This window comes from Streptomyces sp. NPDC058685 (assembly GCF_042714725.1).
In the GTDB taxonomy this organism is placed as follows: Bacteria; Actinomycetota; Actinomycetes; order Streptomycetales; family Streptomycetaceae; genus Streptomyces.
Window position 1 is genome coordinate 215,753 of the sequence record NZ_JBHXSL010000001.1, and the last position, 14,674, is coordinate 230,426.

General features: G+C 71.8%; 12 protein-coding genes. 11 read left to right on the forward strand and 1 reads right to left on the reverse strand.

Annotated features, from left to right (window positions below):
• Positions 1-145 precede the first annotated feature (145 nt).
• Positions 146-805, forward strand: coding sequence for a phosphoribosylglycinamide formyltransferase (purN, locus tag ACFWU3_RS01025; protein WP_384429228.1), 660 nt, complete (start codon positions 146-148; stop codon positions 803-805).
• Positions 802-2,364, forward strand: a complete 1,563-nt coding sequence (gene purH, locus ACFWU3_RS01030) for a bifunctional phosphoribosylaminoimidazolecarboxamide formyltransferase/IMP cyclohydrolase (protein ID WP_384429231.1) — start codon at positions 802-804, stop codon at positions 2,362-2,364. The genes purN and purH overlap by 4 nt, the downstream gene beginning before the upstream one ends.
• A 134-nt stretch (positions 2,365-2,498) precedes the next feature.
• On the opposite strand, the gene ACFWU3_RS01035 is transcribed toward purH, so the two are convergent.
• Complete coding sequence (locus ACFWU3_RS01035) at positions 2,499-3,083, reverse strand: hypothetical protein (protein WP_384429234.1); 585 nt, start codon at positions 3,081-3,083, stop codon at positions 2,499-2,501.
• A gap of 260 nt (positions 3,084-3,343) precedes the next feature.
• Here ACFWU3_RS01035 and ACFWU3_RS01040 point away from each other — a divergent pair, with 260 nt between their 5' ends.
• The 9 genes from ACFWU3_RS01040 (at position 3,344) to ACFWU3_RS01080 (ending at position 14,674) form a co-directional block, all read left to right on the forward strand.
• Positions 3,344-4,210, forward strand: coding sequence for a bifunctional methylenetetrahydrofolate dehydrogenase/methenyltetrahydrofolate cyclohydrolase (locus tag ACFWU3_RS01040; protein ID WP_384429237.1), 867 nt, complete (start codon positions 3,344-3,346; stop codon positions 4,208-4,210).
• Positions 4,211-4,227: 17 nt separating this feature from the next.
• A complete protein-coding gene (locus ACFWU3_RS01045; protein WP_384429240.1) occupies positions 4,228-4,905 on the forward strand; it encodes a DUF3017 domain-containing protein in 678 nt (225 codons plus the stop codon).
• A 435-nt stretch (positions 4,906-5,340) separates the two neighbouring features.
• The gene (locus ACFWU3_RS01050; RefSeq protein WP_384429243.1) at positions 5,341-6,351 is read left to right on the forward strand and encodes a DUF2690 domain-containing protein; all 1,011 of its coding nucleotides are present in this window, start codon (positions 5,341-5,343) and stop codon (positions 6,349-6,351) included.
• A gap of 154 nt (positions 6,352-6,505) precedes the next feature.
• The gene (locus ACFWU3_RS01055) at positions 6,506-7,495 is read left to right on the forward strand and encodes a malate dehydrogenase (protein WP_384429246.1); all 990 of its coding nucleotides are present in this window, start codon (positions 6,506-6,508) and stop codon (positions 7,493-7,495) included.
• 220 nt (positions 7,496-7,715) lie between these two features.
• Positions 7,716-8,333, forward strand: a complete 618-nt coding sequence (locus ACFWU3_RS01060; protein WP_384429249.1) for a hypothetical protein — start codon at positions 7,716-7,718, stop codon at positions 8,331-8,333.
• Between the two features lie 110 nt (positions 8,334-8,443).
• Positions 8,444-9,937 carry an aldehyde dehydrogenase family protein gene (locus ACFWU3_RS01065; protein WP_313944580.1) on the forward strand — a complete coding sequence of 498 codons (1,494 nt, stop codon included), beginning with the start codon at positions 8,444-8,446 and terminating at the stop codon, positions 9,935-9,937.
• 27 nt (positions 9,938-9,964) lie between these two features.
• Positions 9,965-11,503 (forward strand): GMC family oxidoreductase, encoded by a 1,539-nt coding sequence (locus ACFWU3_RS01070; RefSeq protein WP_384429251.1) that lies wholly within the window; start codon positions 9,965-9,967, stop codon positions 11,501-11,503.
• The gene (locus ACFWU3_RS01075; RefSeq protein WP_384429254.1) at positions 11,503-12,546 is read left to right on the forward strand and encodes a glycine betaine/L-proline ABC transporter ATP-binding protein; all 1,044 of its coding nucleotides are present in this window, start codon (positions 11,503-11,505) and stop codon (positions 12,544-12,546) included. Before ACFWU3_RS01070 ends, ACFWU3_RS01075 begins: the two co-directional genes overlap by 1 nt.
• A gap of 250 nt (positions 12,547-12,796) precedes the next feature.
• Positions 12,797-14,674 (forward strand): ABC transporter permease, encoded by a 1,878-nt coding sequence (locus tag ACFWU3_RS01080; protein ID WP_384429567.1) that lies wholly within the window; start codon positions 12,797-12,799, stop codon positions 14,672-14,674.

A 14,674-nucleotide genomic window follows, 5' to 3' on the forward strand; every position in this document is an offset into this window, starting at 1 on the left:
GGCCCCTTCGTAGAGTTCCCCGTATCGAGGGGTGCGATTCGTTCGTACGACCGTACAAAGACGCACAGCCCCGCGACACGCACTGCCACGCGCACTGCGACACCGCGGGAAACACCGCGACATCACCGCGAGAAAGAGACCCGCCGTGGCCTCCCCGCCCCTCTCTGTCCGACCGGCCCCGGATCGACCGGCCCGCCTGGTGGTCCTGGTCTCCGGTTCCGGCACCAACCTCCAGGCCCTGCTCGACGCCATCGGCGACGATCCGGCCGGCTTCGGCGCCGCCGTGGTCGCCGTCGGCGCGGACCGCGACGGGATCGTGGGACTGGAGCGCGCCGAGCGCGCCGGACTTCCCACGTTCGTGTGCCGGGTCAAGGACCACGAGTCCCGTGACGCGTGGGACCGGGCGCTCACCGAGGCGACGGCGGCGTACGAGCCCGACCTCGTCGTCTCGGCCGGATTCATGAAGATCGTGGGCAAGGAGTTCCTCGCCCGCTTCGGCGGCCGGTGCGTCAACACGCATCCCGCGCTGCTGCCCAGCTTTCCCGGCGCCCACGGTGTCCGCGACGCGCTCGCGTACGGGGCCAAGGTGACCGGGTGCACCGTCCACTTCGTCGACGACGGCGTCGACACCGGCCCGATCATCGCGCAGGGCGTGGTGGAGGTGCGGGACGAGGACCACACGGACGGTGGGACCGCTCTTCACGAGCGCATCAAGGAAGTCGAGCGAGCACTGCTCGTCGAGGTCGTGGGGCGTCTGGCCCGTAACGGCTACCGCATTGAGGGACGAAAGGTAGTTTTCCCGTGACTGTTGAGACTGCGAAGCGGGCCATCCGGCGAGCGCTGGTCAGTGTGTATGACAAGACGGGGCTCGAGGAGCTCGCGCGCGGGCTGCACGAGGCGGGCGTGGAACTGGTCTCCACCGGATCGACCGCCGGGAAGATCGCCGCGGCCGGTGTGCCGGTCACCAAGGTCGAGGAGCTCACCGGCTTTCCCGAGTGTCTGGACGGCCGGGTCAAGACGCTGCACCCCCGCGTGCACGCCGGCATCCTCGCCGACCTGCGCCTGGAGTCCCATCGCGAGCAGCTCGCCGAACTCGGCGTGGAGCCGTTCGACCTGGTGGTCGTGAACCTCTACCCGTTCCGCGAGACCGTCGAATCCGGCGCATCCCCGGACGAGTGCGTCGAGCAGATCGACATCGGCGGCCCCTCCATGGTGCGCGCCGCCGCCAAGAACCACCCGTCGGTCGCGATCGTCACCAGCCCCGAGCGGTACGGCGACGTGCTGACCGCCGTCTCCTCCGGCGGCTTCGACCTCGGCGCGCGCAAGCGGCTCGCGGCGGAGGCGTTCCAGCACACGGCCGCCTACGACGTCGCCGTCGCCTCCTGGTTCGCGTCCGCGTACGCCCCGGCCGACGACTCGCCGTTCCCCGACTTCCTCGGTGCCACGTACGAGCGCTCCCACGTCCTGCGCTACGGCGAGAACCCGCACCAGGGCGCCGCGCTGTACGTGAACGGCAACGGCGGTCTCGCCGAGGCGGAGCAACTGCACGGCAAGGAGATGTCGTTCAACAACTACACGGACACGGAGGCCGCGCGGCGCGCCGCGTACGACCACGCCGAGCCGTGTGTGGCGATCATCAAGCACGCCAACCCGTGCGGTATCGCGGTCGCGGCGGATGTCGCCGAGGCGCACCGCAAGGCGCACGCCTGCGACCCGCTGTCCGCGTTCGGCGGGGTCATCGCCGTCAACCGCCCGGTCTCGGTGGCCATGGCGGAGCAGGTCGCGGAGATCTTCACCGAGGTCATCGTCGCTCCGGCGTACGAGGACGGAGCGGTGGAGGTGCTCGCCCGCAAGAAGAACATCCGGGTACTGCGCTGCCCGGACGCTCCCTCGGCGCCGGTCGAGATCAAGCCCATCGACGGCGGCGCGCTGCTCCAGGTGACGGACCGTCTCCAGGCCGACGGCGACGACCCGTCGGCGTGGACCCTCGCGACGGGCGACGCCCTGGACGCCGGTGAACTGGCCGACCTGGCCTTCGCCTGGCGGGCCTGCCGCGCGGTCAAGTCCAACGCGATCCTGCTGGCCAAGGACGGTGCGTCGGTCGGCGTCGGCATGGGTCAGGTCAACCGCGTCGACTCGGCGAAGCTCGCGGTGGAGCGCGCGGGCGAGGAGCGTGCGCGGGGTGCGTACGCGGCGTCCGACGCGTTCTTCCCCTTCCCCGACGGCCTGGAGATCCTGACCGCCGCGGGCGTCAAGGCCGTGGTGCAGCCGGGTGGTTCGGTCCGTGACGAGCAGGTCGTCGAGGCCGCGAAGAAGGCGGGCGTGACGATGTACTTCACCGGGACACGTCACTTCTTCCACTGACGGATTCCGCCGACGGTTTCCGTCGACGGATTTACTCGACGGACGTCCCCTCGGGGACGGACACGCGTACGGCCCGCCGGTTGCGCAACCGGCGGGCCGTACGGGGTGCTGCGGGCTGTCCGTGCAGTGCGGGGTCAGTGCCGCGGGCGGGCGAACCACTCGCCGCCGTCGGACTTGCCGACAAACACCGTGATGAGGATGGCGAGCACGGTGTGCGCCAGGCCGACGACGATGAACGGGTAGATGCCGAGAATCGCGGTGATGATGCCGAACACCATGGTGGTGACACGGATACCGCTTCCGCCCGTCTTGAACTTGATCGCGAGGAAGACCGCGAGCGCACCCCAGACCAGGGCGCCGACGCCGATGGCGTAGACCGCGCCGGTGGAGAAGTCGGCCAGGTCCTGGAACTGCACGTCGTCCCGGAGCGACGGGTCGTCCTGCGCCTTGTCGATGGCCGCGCCGGTGAGGAACATGAGCACGGCGCCGATGACCTGGAAGCCGGCGATCACGTAGAGCATGACGCGCGCAGCCTTCACACCGCCCGGCATCTCCGTGGGGCCCACCCCGTAGCCGCCGCCACCGTAGGGCTGGACCGGCGGCGCCTGCGGGTAGCCGTAACCGGGCTGTCCCTGGGGCTGGCCCTGCTGCGGATAGCCGTAGCCCGGCTGACCGCCCTGCTGCTGGCCGTAGGGGTTGTTCGGGTCGCCGAAGCTCATGGCGGGTTTCCTCCGTTGAAAGTGCGGGGACTGCGCGGTCCGGGCGGAGGAACGTCACACGAGATCAGCGGTTCGGCCCCCCAACACTTTCCGCGGCACTGCGCCGCTCATCGTCGTCTCCACGTCGACTTTTTGTCCAGTCGGTATGCGTATGTGTTGTGCAAGTGCAACCTCCCGTTCCGGGTGCCGGGAGGGGGTGTTCCGGGCCCGGTGGGGAGCGGAATTGGAACCGGGGCGGGTCCATCCGCGAGGATGGGTGCATGACTGCCCAGATTCTCGATGGCAAGGCCACCGCAGCCGCGATCAAGTCCGATCTGACCGTCCGCGTGGCGGCCCTCAGGGAGAAGGGCGTCACGCCCGGTCTCGGGACCCTGCTGGTCGGGGACGACCCGGGCAGCCGCTGGTACGTGAACGGCAAGCACCGCGACTGCGCGCAGGTCGGCATCGCCTCGATCCAGCGCGAACTGCCGGACACCGCCACCCAGGAAGAGATCGAGGCGGTCGTCCGCGAACTCAACGACAACCCCGAGTGCACCGGCTACATCGTCCAGCTCCCGCTTCCCCGGGGCATCGACACCAACCGGGTCCTGGAGCTGATGGATCCGGCCAAGGACGCGGACGGGCTGCACCCGATGAGCCTCGGCAAGCTGGTGCTCGGCGTCGACGGGCCGCTGCCCTGCACGCCGTACGGCATCGTCCAGCTGCTGCGTCACCACGACGTCGAGATCAACGGCGCCAATGTGGTCGTCGTCGGCCGGGGCATCACCATCGGGCGGCCGATGCCGCTGGTGCTGACCCGCAAGTCCGAGAACGCGACCGTGACGCAGTGCCACACGGGCACCCGCGACCTGTCCGCACATCTGAAGCAGGCCGACATCATCGTCGCGGCGGCCGGCGTGCCGCACCTGATCAAGCCGGAGGACGTGAAGCCGGGCGCCGCGGTGCTCGACGTCGGCGTCAGCCGCGACGAGCACGGCAAGATCGTGGGCGATGTGCACCCGGGCGTCACCGAGGTGGCCGGCTGGGTGGCCCCGAACCCGGGCGGCGTCGGCCCGATGACCCGCGCGCAGTTGCTGGTCAACGTGGTCGAGGCGGCCGAGCGTGCCGCCGCCGTCACGGCAGGCTGACCGGAGAGGCTGACCCCATGGGTGTACGGACGAACGACGAGGACGCCACGGCGCCGGCGGAGCCCGACGGGCCCGCCGGATCCGGCGCGGACGATGCGCGGGACACCGGCGCGGCCGCCGCCGACGGGGCGCGCGGCACGGAGGGTGACGCGGCCGATGACGGCGGCGCGACCGCGGACGGACACGCGGACGAGTCCGGCGCCGGCTTCGAGGGACCGGACGTCGTGCACGAGCCGGACGGCGAGGTCAGTGCCAAGGGCGTCGTCAGTTCTCCCGGGCCCGACGGCGAACCCGTGCGCACCACCCGGCGCTTTCCCTCGCTCACCACGGACACCGCCCGCCCCGAGGGCGGCGGGCGCGCGGCCCCCGGGGACGCTCCCGCTCCCGCCCGGCAGTGGCCGCTGCTGACCGTGCTGGCGCTCGCCGGACTCGGGCTGCTCATCGTCGGCATGGACGCGTTCGCCGACGCCTTCCGTGTCGGCACGATCCTCATCGGGGTCGCGCTGATCACCGGTGCGGTGATGCGACGGGTCCTGCCCTCGGTCGGCATGCTCGCTGTGCGATCGCGATTCACCGACATGGTGACGTACGGGCTGCTGGGCGTGGTGATCACGCTGCTGGCGCTGGTGACCCAGCCCAAGCCCTGGCTGGACCTGCCGTTCCTGGAGGACGCCGTCCACTTCACCGTGCGGTAGGAGCCACCGGGCCGGGGCGTCCGGCACGCGGACCACGCAGACACCCGGACCACGCAGAACGGCGCCCGTCCTCTCCCCCGAGGGAGGACGGGCGCCGTCGTGTGTCCAGAGTCATGGACGCGCCAACACCGTTCAAGGGACGGCCGGGGCCTGTGGCACGGAAGTGACCATTCCGCCACGGTGTGATCGTTGCGCCACGGATGCGAGACCGAATCGGCCGCCGGGGGGCGCACGAAATCCACGGCCGGGGGGCGCACGAAGCATCGCGACCGGTCCTGAGTGCTCCCCCTGTGAGCCGACAGACGGAACTGACATCCTGACCCTGCGCATCTCCCTCGGTGTCCGGTTCTCGGGCGGGGGTCCCGGAGCGGAGCGGGGGCGGCGGAGCGACACGGCACGGCACCGCACGGTTCGGGGGAACAAGGGGGGTGGCACATGCCTCGTTGGAAGGCACTGCCGGAAGAGCTGGACCCACAGATCCGCGAGTTCGCCGAGCAACTGCGCCGGCTCGTCGACCGGAGCGGGCTGAGCCTCGCCGCGGTCGCCGACCGGACCGGCTACGGCAAGACGTCCTGGGAGCGGTACCTCGACGGGCGGCTGCTCGCCCCCAAGGGTGCGATCCTCGCGCTCGCGGAGGTGACCGACACCGGCCAGGCCCATCTGATCACCATGTGGGAGCTCGCCGAACGCGCGTGGAGCCGCTCCGAGATGCGGCACGACCTGACGATGGACGAGCAGCGGATAGCCGAGGCGCGGGCCGCCCTCGGGGAGTACGGCCCGCCACCGGAGCACGGCCCGACACCGGAGGACGCCGTGCCGCCGGGCGCCCGCACGGCCGCACCCGTGCCCGGGAGCGGAGCGGGAGCCCGGACACCGCGGCGCGGGCAGTACCCGGCGCCTCCCGGATCGCATCCGCCGGGCGACGCCCGTCCCGGCCCGTCGGGCGGCCGGCGCAAGGTCGTCCTGTTCCTCGCCGGCGTCGTGGGCGCGCTGCTCGTGATCGCCGCCGCCGTGCTGCTGACCGACCTCGGCGGGAGCGGTGGCGACGACGGCACTGCTGCCGGGAAGCCGTCGGCGACGCCGAGCACCAGCGCACCGCCGCTGCCCGCCGGGGTGAAGTGCAGCGGCGCGGCCTGCACCGGCCAGGACCCGGAAACGATGGGCTGCGGCGGCGAGTTCGCCACGACGGCCTCGTCGGCGACCATCGGCAGCTCCCTCGTCGAGGTCCGCTACAGCAAGACCTGTCAGGCGGCATGGGCGCGGATCACGGGGGCCACGGCCGGTGACATCGTGCGCGTCACCGTCACCGGCAAGGCAGCGCAGCAGGGCCTGGTGGACGAGGACACCGACGCGTACACCCCGATGACCGCCGTTGCCGGGGCGGCCGACGCGCGGGCCTGCGCCACGCTCATCTCGGGGACCACCGGCTGCACCGGCGGCCAGTGAGCCGCGCCACACGGGTGGGGGGAATGGCCGGGTGCCGGGTCGGATAGCCTGACCGCTGGATGTCTCTTCACGTCAAGATTCGTGCAGAGGTGCGAAGGGGCGTCCCGCACGAGGGGCAGGGACCCCCACCGCCAGCTGTCTTACGGAGATCGCCATGACCCGCACTCCCGTCAACGTCACCGTGACCGGCGCGGCCGGCCAGATCGGCTACGCGCTGCTCTTCCGCATCGCCTCCGGCCACCTGCTCGGCGCGGATGTGCCGGTCAAGCTGCGCCTTCTCGAGATCACCCCCGCGCTCGGCGCCGCCCAGGGCACCGCCATGGAGCTCGACGACTGCGCCTTCCCGCTGCTGCGCGGCATCGAGATCACCGACGACCCGAACGTCGCCTTCGACGGCGCGAACGTCGCCCTGCTCGTCGGCGCCCGCCCGCGTACGAAGGGCATGGAGCGCGGTGACCTGCTCGAGGCCAACGGCGGCATCTTCAAGCCGCAGGGCAAGGCCATCAACGACCACGCCGCGGACGACATCAAGGTCCTCGTCGTCGGCAACCCGGCCAACACCAACGCCCTGATCGCCCAGGCCGCGGCCCCGGACGTACCGGCCGAGCGCTTCACCGCGATGACGCGCCTCGACCACAACCGCGCGATCTCGCAGCTGGCCGCCAAGACCGGCGCCGCCGTCTCCGACATCAAGCGCCTGACGATCTGGGGCAACCACTCGGCGACCCAGTACCCGGACATCTTCCACGCGGAGATCGCCGGCAAGAACGCCGCCGAGGTCGTGAACGACGAGGCCTGGCTGGCCGACACGTTCATCCCGACCGTCGCCAAGCGCGGCGCGGCGATCATCGAGGCGCGTGGCGCGTCCTCGGCCGCCTCCGCCGCCAACGCCGCGATCGACCACGTCCACACCTGGGTCAACGGCACCGCCGAGGGCGACTGGACCTCCATGGGCATCCCGTCGGACGGCTCCTACGGTGTGCCGGAGGGTCTCATCTCCTCCTTCCCGGTCACCACGAAGGACGGCAAGTACGAGATCGTCCAGGGCCTGGACATCAACGAGTTCTCGCGCCCGCGCATCGACGCCTCCGTGCAGGAGCTGGCGGAGGAGCGGGACGCGGTCCGCGCTCTCGGCCTCATCTGAGGAAGCCCGCGCGCGTCACGGCACCACGAAGCCGCCTCCGGTTCTCCGGGGGCGGCTTCGTCGTACCCGGATGCCCGAGGCCCGAGGCCCGAGGCCCGAGACCGGAGCCGCGGGACCGGGGGCACCCGCCGCGGCCGCCTGCGCAACCGGGCGCCACCGCCGGTGAGATGGGCCGCGGACCGGCGGAACCGGCCGTACCACCGCGGGAGTCTGGGCTGTCATGCGCGTGACGATGATTCTGCCGGCCCTGACGGAAGCCACCCGCCCGCGGACGGCGCCCGCGACGACCCCCGCGACGGACATGGGACAGCGCCTCCTGGCCACGGAGACGGGACAGCACGTCCTGGCGGCCGCACTGGTCGTCGTGCTCGGCGTGATCGCGCTGTTCCCGCTGTGCGGGCATCTGGTCAGGACGGCGATCGCCCGGCGCGGCCTGCGCGCCCCGACCGGTCCCGGCACGGCGAGGACCGTCGCGCTGTGGTGCCTCACCCTTGCCCTCGGGCTGTACGTCTACGGGGTCCTGTGCTGCGTCCGGCTGGAGAACGCGTACCACGCGTGCATGCTCGAACGGTACGGACGGCCGGACGTCCCCGGCGGCCCCTCCCTGGTGGGGAACGACGACAGCCTCCTCCCCGTCGCCTCGACCTGCACCTGGTCCGACGGGTACACGCTCGACGTCGTCCCCTCCTTCGTGAACCCGCTGATCGCGGTGCTGGTGTGCGGGGCCGTGGTCGCCGGGGCAGGGGCCATGGGGTGGGCCCGGGGCGCGGGGCGGCCGCGGCCGCGCCCCGCACGGACATCACGGGCGAGTGCGGACGAGTTCGAACGCGGAGAGTGAGTAAGGCCACTTTCCGTCATGCGTTGGGCATGGATCGCTGACTTCCGGGCAGGCAGCCAGGTCGCCGGGGGACCGGTGGCAGCCAATGGGAACGGAAGGCAGAACGCGACGTGTCGGTACAGGAGACCATCCACGTGGGCGGAGAGTGGCGACAGGCCGCCTCCGGCGCCACGCGAGAGATCATCGACCCCGCTGACGCGACCGTCCTCACGGTCGTCGCCGAGGGCGGGACCGAGGACACCGACGCCGCGGTGGCCGCCGCGCGCAGCGCCTTCGACGACGGCGAGTGGCCCCGCACACCCGTGGCCGAGCGGGCCGCCCTGCTGCGGCGCGTCGCCGATCTGCTCCAGCGCGACCGGGAGGAAATCGGGCTGCTGGAGAGCCGTGACGCCGGCAAGACCCTCGAGGAGGGCCGTGTCGACGTCGACTGCGTCACCGACGCCTTCCGCTACTTCGCCGACCTCGTGATGAACGAGAGCGGCGGCCGTGTGGTCGACGCGGGGTCCGAGGAGATCCACAGCGTCGTCGTGCACGAGCCCGTGGGCGTGTGCGCGCTGATCACGCCATGGAACTATCCGCTCCTCCAGGCGAGTTGGAAGATTGCCCCGGCGCTGGCCGCGGGCAATACTTTTGTGGTCAAGCCCAGCGAGATCACCCCGCTGACCACCGTCGCGCTCATCCGGCTGCTCGCCGAGGCGGGCCTGCCTGCCGGTGTCGCCAACATCGTGACCGGCGCGGGCGACCCCGTCGGCGCCCGGCTCGCCGACCACCCCGACGTCGATCTGATCTCCTTCACCGGCGGTCTGATCAGCGGCACGAAGGTGATGCGCGCTGCCGCCGACAGCGTCAAGAAGGTCGCGCTCGAACTGGGCGGCAAGAACCCGAACGTCGTCTTCGCCGACGCCTGCGAGACCGACGAGGGCTTCGACACGGCCGTCGACCAGGCGCTCAACGCCGCCTTCATCCACAGCGGTCAGGTCTGCTCCGCCGGCTCCCGGCTCATCGTCGAGGAGTCCCTGCGCGAGCGGTTCGTCGCCGAACTCGCCCGCCGCGCCGAGAAGATCAGGCTCGGCCGCGGCACCGCCGACGGCGTCGAGTGCGGCCCGCTCGTCTCCCGGCAGCAGCTCGCGAAGACCGAGGAGTACGTCGCGTCCGCCCTCTCCGAGGGCGCGGTGCTGCGTGCCGGCGGCCGGCGGCCCGAGGGCGAGGACCAGGAGGGCTTCTTCTACCGGCCCACCGTCCTCGACCAGTGCCACCGCGAGATGCGCGTCGTCAGGGAGGAGGTCTTCGGGCCCGTCCTGACCGTCGAGACCTTCCGTACCGAGGACGAGGCCGTCGCCCTCGCCAACGACACCGAGTACGGACTGGCCGGCGCGGTGTGGACCACCGACGCGGGCCGCGCCCGGCGCGTCGCCGGTCGGCTGCGCCACGGCACCGTCTGGATCAACGACTTCCACCCCTACCTCCCGCAGGCGGAGTGGGGCGGCTTCGGCAAGAGCGGCATCGGGCGCGAGCTCGGTCCCGCCGGACTCGCCGAGTACCGCGAGTCCAAGCACATCTACCAGAACCTCGCTCCGCGCCCCGTGCGCTGGTTCGCGGGCTGACGAGGGACGAGGAGCACCAAGAACACCATGCCTGAGTACGACTATGTCGTGATCGGGGGCGGCACGGCCGGATCGGTCATCGCCTCCCGTCTCACGGAGAACCCGGATGTCACCGTCGCCGTCATCGAGGGCGGCCCGAGCGACGTCGGACGCGACGACGTCCTGACCCTGCGGCGCTGGATGGGCCTGCTGGGCGGCGAACTCGACTACGACTACCCCACCACCGAACAGCCCCAGGGCAACTCCCACATCCGGCACAGCCGGGCCCGGGTGCTCGGCGGCTGCTCGTCGCACAACACCCTCATCGCCTTCAAGCCGCTGCCGTCCGACTGGGACGAGTGGGAGACGGCGGGCGCCAAGGGCTGGGGCGCGGTGCCGATGGAGGCGTACTTCGCCCGGCTGCGGAACAACATCGTTCCCGTCGACGAGGCGGACCGTAACGCCATCGCCCGCGACTTCGTCGACGCCGCCCAGGCCGCCATCGGCGTCCCGCGGGTCGAGGGCTTCAACAAGAAGCCGTTCCACGAGGGCGTCGGCTTCTTCGACCTGGCGTACCACCCGGAGAACAACAAGCGGTCGTCCGCCTCCGTCGCCTATCTGCACCCCTTCCTGGACCGCCCCAACCTCCACATCGCGCTGGAGACCTGGGCGTACCGGCTGGAGCTGGAGGATCCCCTTGCCTCCGGCGGGGGGAACCCCAGGGCGACCGGTGTGCACGTACGGACGAAGGACGGCGAGGAGCAGCTCGTCACCGCCCGTCGTGAAGTCCTCGTCTGCGCGGGAGCGGTGGACACTCCGCGGCTGCTGCTGCACTCCGGCATCGGCCCGAAGGCCGACCTGGAGGCGCTCGGCATCCCCGTCGTGCACGATCTGCCGGGCGTGGGCGAGAACCTGCTCGACCACCCCGAGTCGGTGATCGTCTGGGAGACCCACGGGCCGATCCCGGAGAACTCCGCGATGGACAGCGACGCCGGACTGTTCGTCCGCCGCGACCCGCGCGCCAGGACGCCCGACCTGATGTTCCACTTCTACCAGATCCCGTTCACGGACAATCCGGAGCGGCTCGGCTACGAACGGCCCCCGCACGGGGTGTCGATGACGCCGAACATCCCCAAGCCCCACAGCCGCGGCCGGCTGTACCTGACCAGCGCCGACCCCGAGGTCAAACCCGCGCTGGACTTCCGGTACTTCACGGACGAGGACGACTACGACGCGCGCACCCTCGTCGACGGCATCAGGATCGCCCGCGAGATCGCCCTGACCGAGCCGCTGGCCGGCTGGCTCAAGCGCGAGGTCTGCCCGGGACCCGAGGTCACCGGGGACGAGGAGCTGAGCGAGTACGCGCGCAAGGTCGCCCACACCGTCTACCACCCGGCCGGCACCTGCCGGATGGGTGCGCAGGACGACGAACTGGCCGTGGTGGACCCGGAGCTGAGGATCCGGGGCCTGGACGGCATCCGGATCGCCGACGCGTCCGTCTTTCCGACCATGCCGTCCGTCAACCCCATGATCGGGGTGCTGATGGTCGGCGAGAAATGCGCCGAGCTTCTGGGAGGTACCGCCTGATGAGTACGCCGCCCGTCTTCTCCGTCAGCGATCTGTGGAAGGTCTTCGGACCCAAGGCGGACCGCGTACCCGGTTCGGAGCTCGCCGAGCTCCCGCCGGCCGAACTGCGCGAACGCACCGGCTGCACCGCGGCCGTGCGCGATGTCTCCTTCGACGTCCGCAAGGGCGAGGTCTTCGTCGTCATGGGCCTGTCCGGCTCCGGCAAGTCGACGCTCGTGCGCTGTCTGACCCGGCTCGTCGAGCCGACGTCGGGCTCGATCGCCATCGACGGCGAGGACGTCCTGTCGATGGACCGGGCACGGCTGCGCGAACTGCGCCGCCACCGCGCCTCCATGGTCTTCCAGCACTTCGGTCTGCTGCCGCACCGGTCGGTGCTCGACAACGTGGCGTACGGCCTGGAGATCCAGGGCGTCCCGCGGGCGGAACGACGGGCGAAGGCGGCGGAGTTCGTCGCCAAGGTGGGACTCGACGGCATGGAGAACCGCCGGCCCGCACAGCTCTCCGGCGGTCAGCAGCAGCGCGTGGGCCTTGCCCGCGCACTCGCCGTCGACCCCGAAGTCCTGCTGTTCGACGAGCCGTTCAGCGCGCTCGACCCGCTGATCCGCCGTGACATGCAGGAGGAGGTCGTACGGCTGCACCGCGAGGAGGGCCGCACGATGGTCTTCATCACGCACGACCTGAGCGAGGCGCTGAAGCTCGGCGACCGCATCGCGCTGATGCGGGACGGCCGGATCGTGCAGCTGGGCACCCCCGAGGAGATCGTCGGCTCGCCCGCGGACGACTACGTACGGGACTTCGTCCGTGATGTGCCGCGCGAGCAGATCATGACCGTGCGCACGGCGATGCGGCCCGCTCTCGCCGACGAGACCGAGGAGGGGCCGGCCATCGGTCCCGACGCCACGGTCTTCGAGGCCATCGAGGCGGTGGCGCGCAGCGGCGCGAGCGCCCGCGTGATGCAGGACGGCCGCTGTCTGGGCGTCGTGGACCACGCCGCACTGCTCAATGTGGTGGCCGGTGTGCCCGCGGCGAAGGCGGCGGCGTGATGATTCCCTGCGCTTTCGACGGGCGCGGCCTGTCCCGTTGCCCGGCCACGTCCCGAGTGTCTCGTACCTCTGTGGCCTGCCGGACGTCTCGGGCCTTCCCGGCCTCGGCGGTCTGCCGGAACGCCGGCGGCCGTGGGCGGTGGTCGGCATGACCGCCGTCACCACCGGACAGGACGTCACCACCGGACAGGACGTCACCGCCGTCGCCGGCGGACGCCGCCTGCTCGAAGGCCGCGGACGCCACCTCGCCATGGCGGTGGGCGTCCTCGTCCTGCTGGCCGCCGGAGCTCTGCTGCTCGGCGGTGGCAGCTGGCCCGCCTCCCTCGCCGTCGACCTGTCCGGTCCGCTCGGCCGGGCCAGCGACTGGATCGTCGACAACCGCGACAGCCACCCGGTGTTCCTGTACTTCTTCGGGCACATCAGCAACGCCGTCGTGCTGTCCGTGCGCGCCGTCTATCTGCTGCTGCTCGCCGCCGGATGGGCGGGCGTCACCGCGGCGGCCGGGCTGATCGCCTGGCGGGTGGCCGGTCCGCGGCTCGCGCTGACCGCCGTCGCCGGATTCGCCGTGTGCGGACTGCTCGGCATGTGGGTGCCGACCATGCAGACCCTCGCCCTGATGGTGGTCGCGGTCCTCGCGTCCGTCGTCGTGGGCGGGCTCATCGGCCTCGCCACCGGGCTGTCGGACCGGACGCACCGGGCGATGCGGCCGGTGCTCGACACCATGCAGGTGCTGCCGGCGTTCGCGTATCTGCTGCCGGTCGTGCTGGTCTTCGGCATCGGTGTGCCCGCGGCAGTCCTGGCGACCGTCGTCTATGCCGCTCCGCCCATGGCGCGCCTCACCGCCCTCGGGCTGCGCGGCGCCGACGCCGGGGTGCTGGAGGCGTCCGCGTCGATGGGCGCGACCGGACGGCAGCGGCTGCTGACCGCCCGGCTGCCGCTTGCCCGCAAGGAACTCCTCCTCGGCGTCAACCAGTCGATCATGATGGCGCTGTCGATGGCGGTCATCGCGTCGGTCATCGGCGCCGGCGGTCTCGGCGACCGCGTCTACCAGGCGCTGGCCTCCGTCGATGTGGGTGCCGCGCTCGCCGCCGGTATCCCGATCGTGCTGCTGGCGGTCGTGCTGGACCGTACGACCGCTGCCGCCGGCGCCCGGGTGGGCGCCGCTCCCGACACCTCGGCGCTGCGCGGATGGCGCGGCTGGACGGTGGCCGCCGTCCTGCTGCTCGCCGTCGCCGTCACCGGGCGGCTCCTCGGCCGCCTGTCCTGGCCCGAGAGCTGGGTCGTCGGTATCGCCGAGCCCGTCAACCGCGCGGTCGACTGGATGACGGCCCATCTGTACTCGGGTGTCCCCGTCGTCGGCGGCACCGCAGACTGGGCCGCGCGTTTCACCGGCTGGGTGCTCGACCCCCTGCGGGACGGTCTCCAGGCGCTGCCGTGGTGGTCCGTTCTCCTGCTGGTCGGTGCGCTCGCGCTGCTGATCGGCACCTGGCGCACCGCGCTGACGGCGGTCCTCGCCATGGCCGCCATCGGCGTCCTCGGTGTGTGGGAACCCTCCCTCGACACGCTGTCGCAGGTGCTCGCGGCCGTCGCCGTGACCCTGGTGCTGGGCTTCGCCGTCGCGATCGGCGCGGCACGCAGCGCACGGGTGGAGAGGCTGCTGCGGCCGGTGCTGGACGTGTTCCAGACCATGCCGCAGTTCGTCTATCTGATCCCGGTGGTAGCGCTGTTCGGTGTCGGCCGTGCTCCCGCGGCCGCGGCAGCCGTCGTGTACGCCCTGCCGGCCGTCGTCCGCATCACCACGCAGGGGCTGCGCGGCGTCGACCCCGTGGCCATGGAATCCGCCCGCTCGCTGGGCGCGACCGGCTGGCAGCAGCTGCGGCAGGTCCAACTGCCGCTCGCCCGCCCGGCCCTGCTGCTCGCCGTCAACCAGGGCGTCGTGCTGGTCCTCGCCGTCGTCATCATCGGCGGTCTGGTCGGCGGTGGCGCACTCGGCTACGACGTGGTGTTCGGCCTCGCCCAGGGCGACCTGGCGACCGGTCTGGTCGCGGGCGCCGCGATCGTCTGTCTGGGCCTGATGCTCGACCGGGTCACGCAGCCGACCGCACGCCGCGCCGGAAAGGGGGCCTGA

What these genes read in the sequence shown, in the direction of transcription:
- ACFWU3_RS01035 (WP_384429234.1), bottom strand. Translation starts at nt 3,083, where the DNA reads ATGAGCTTCGGCGACCCGAACAACCCCTACGGCCAGCAGCAGGGCGGT.
- ACFWU3_RS01040 (WP_384429237.1), top strand. Translation starts at nt 3,344, where the DNA reads ATGACTGCCCAGATTCTCGATGGCAAGGCCACCGCAGCCGCGATCAAG.
- ACFWU3_RS01045 (WP_384429240.1), top strand. Translation starts at nt 4,228, where the DNA reads ATGGGTGTACGGACGAACGACGAGGACGCCACGGCGCCGGCGGAGCCC.
- ACFWU3_RS01050 (WP_384429243.1), top strand. Translation starts at nt 5,341, where the DNA reads ATGCCTCGTTGGAAGGCACTGCCGGAAGAGCTGGACCCACAGATCCGC.
- ACFWU3_RS01055 (WP_384429246.1), top strand. Translation starts at nt 6,506, where the DNA reads ATGACCCGCACTCCCGTCAACGTCACCGTGACCGGCGCGGCCGGCCAG.
- ACFWU3_RS01060 (WP_384429249.1), top strand. Translation starts at nt 7,716, where the DNA reads ATGCGCGTGACGATGATTCTGCCGGCCCTGACGGAAGCCACCCGCCCG.
- ACFWU3_RS01070 (WP_384429251.1), top strand. Translation starts at nt 9,965, where the DNA reads ATGCCTGAGTACGACTATGTCGTGATCGGGGGCGGCACGGCCGGATCG.
- ACFWU3_RS01075 (WP_384429254.1), top strand. Translation starts at nt 11,503, where the DNA reads ATGAGTACGCCGCCCGTCTTCTCCGTCAGCGATCTGTGGAAGGTCTTC.
- ACFWU3_RS01080 (WP_384429567.1), top strand. Translation starts at nt 12,797, where the DNA reads ATGGCGGTGGGCGTCCTCGTCCTGCTGGCCGCCGGAGCTCTGCTGCTC.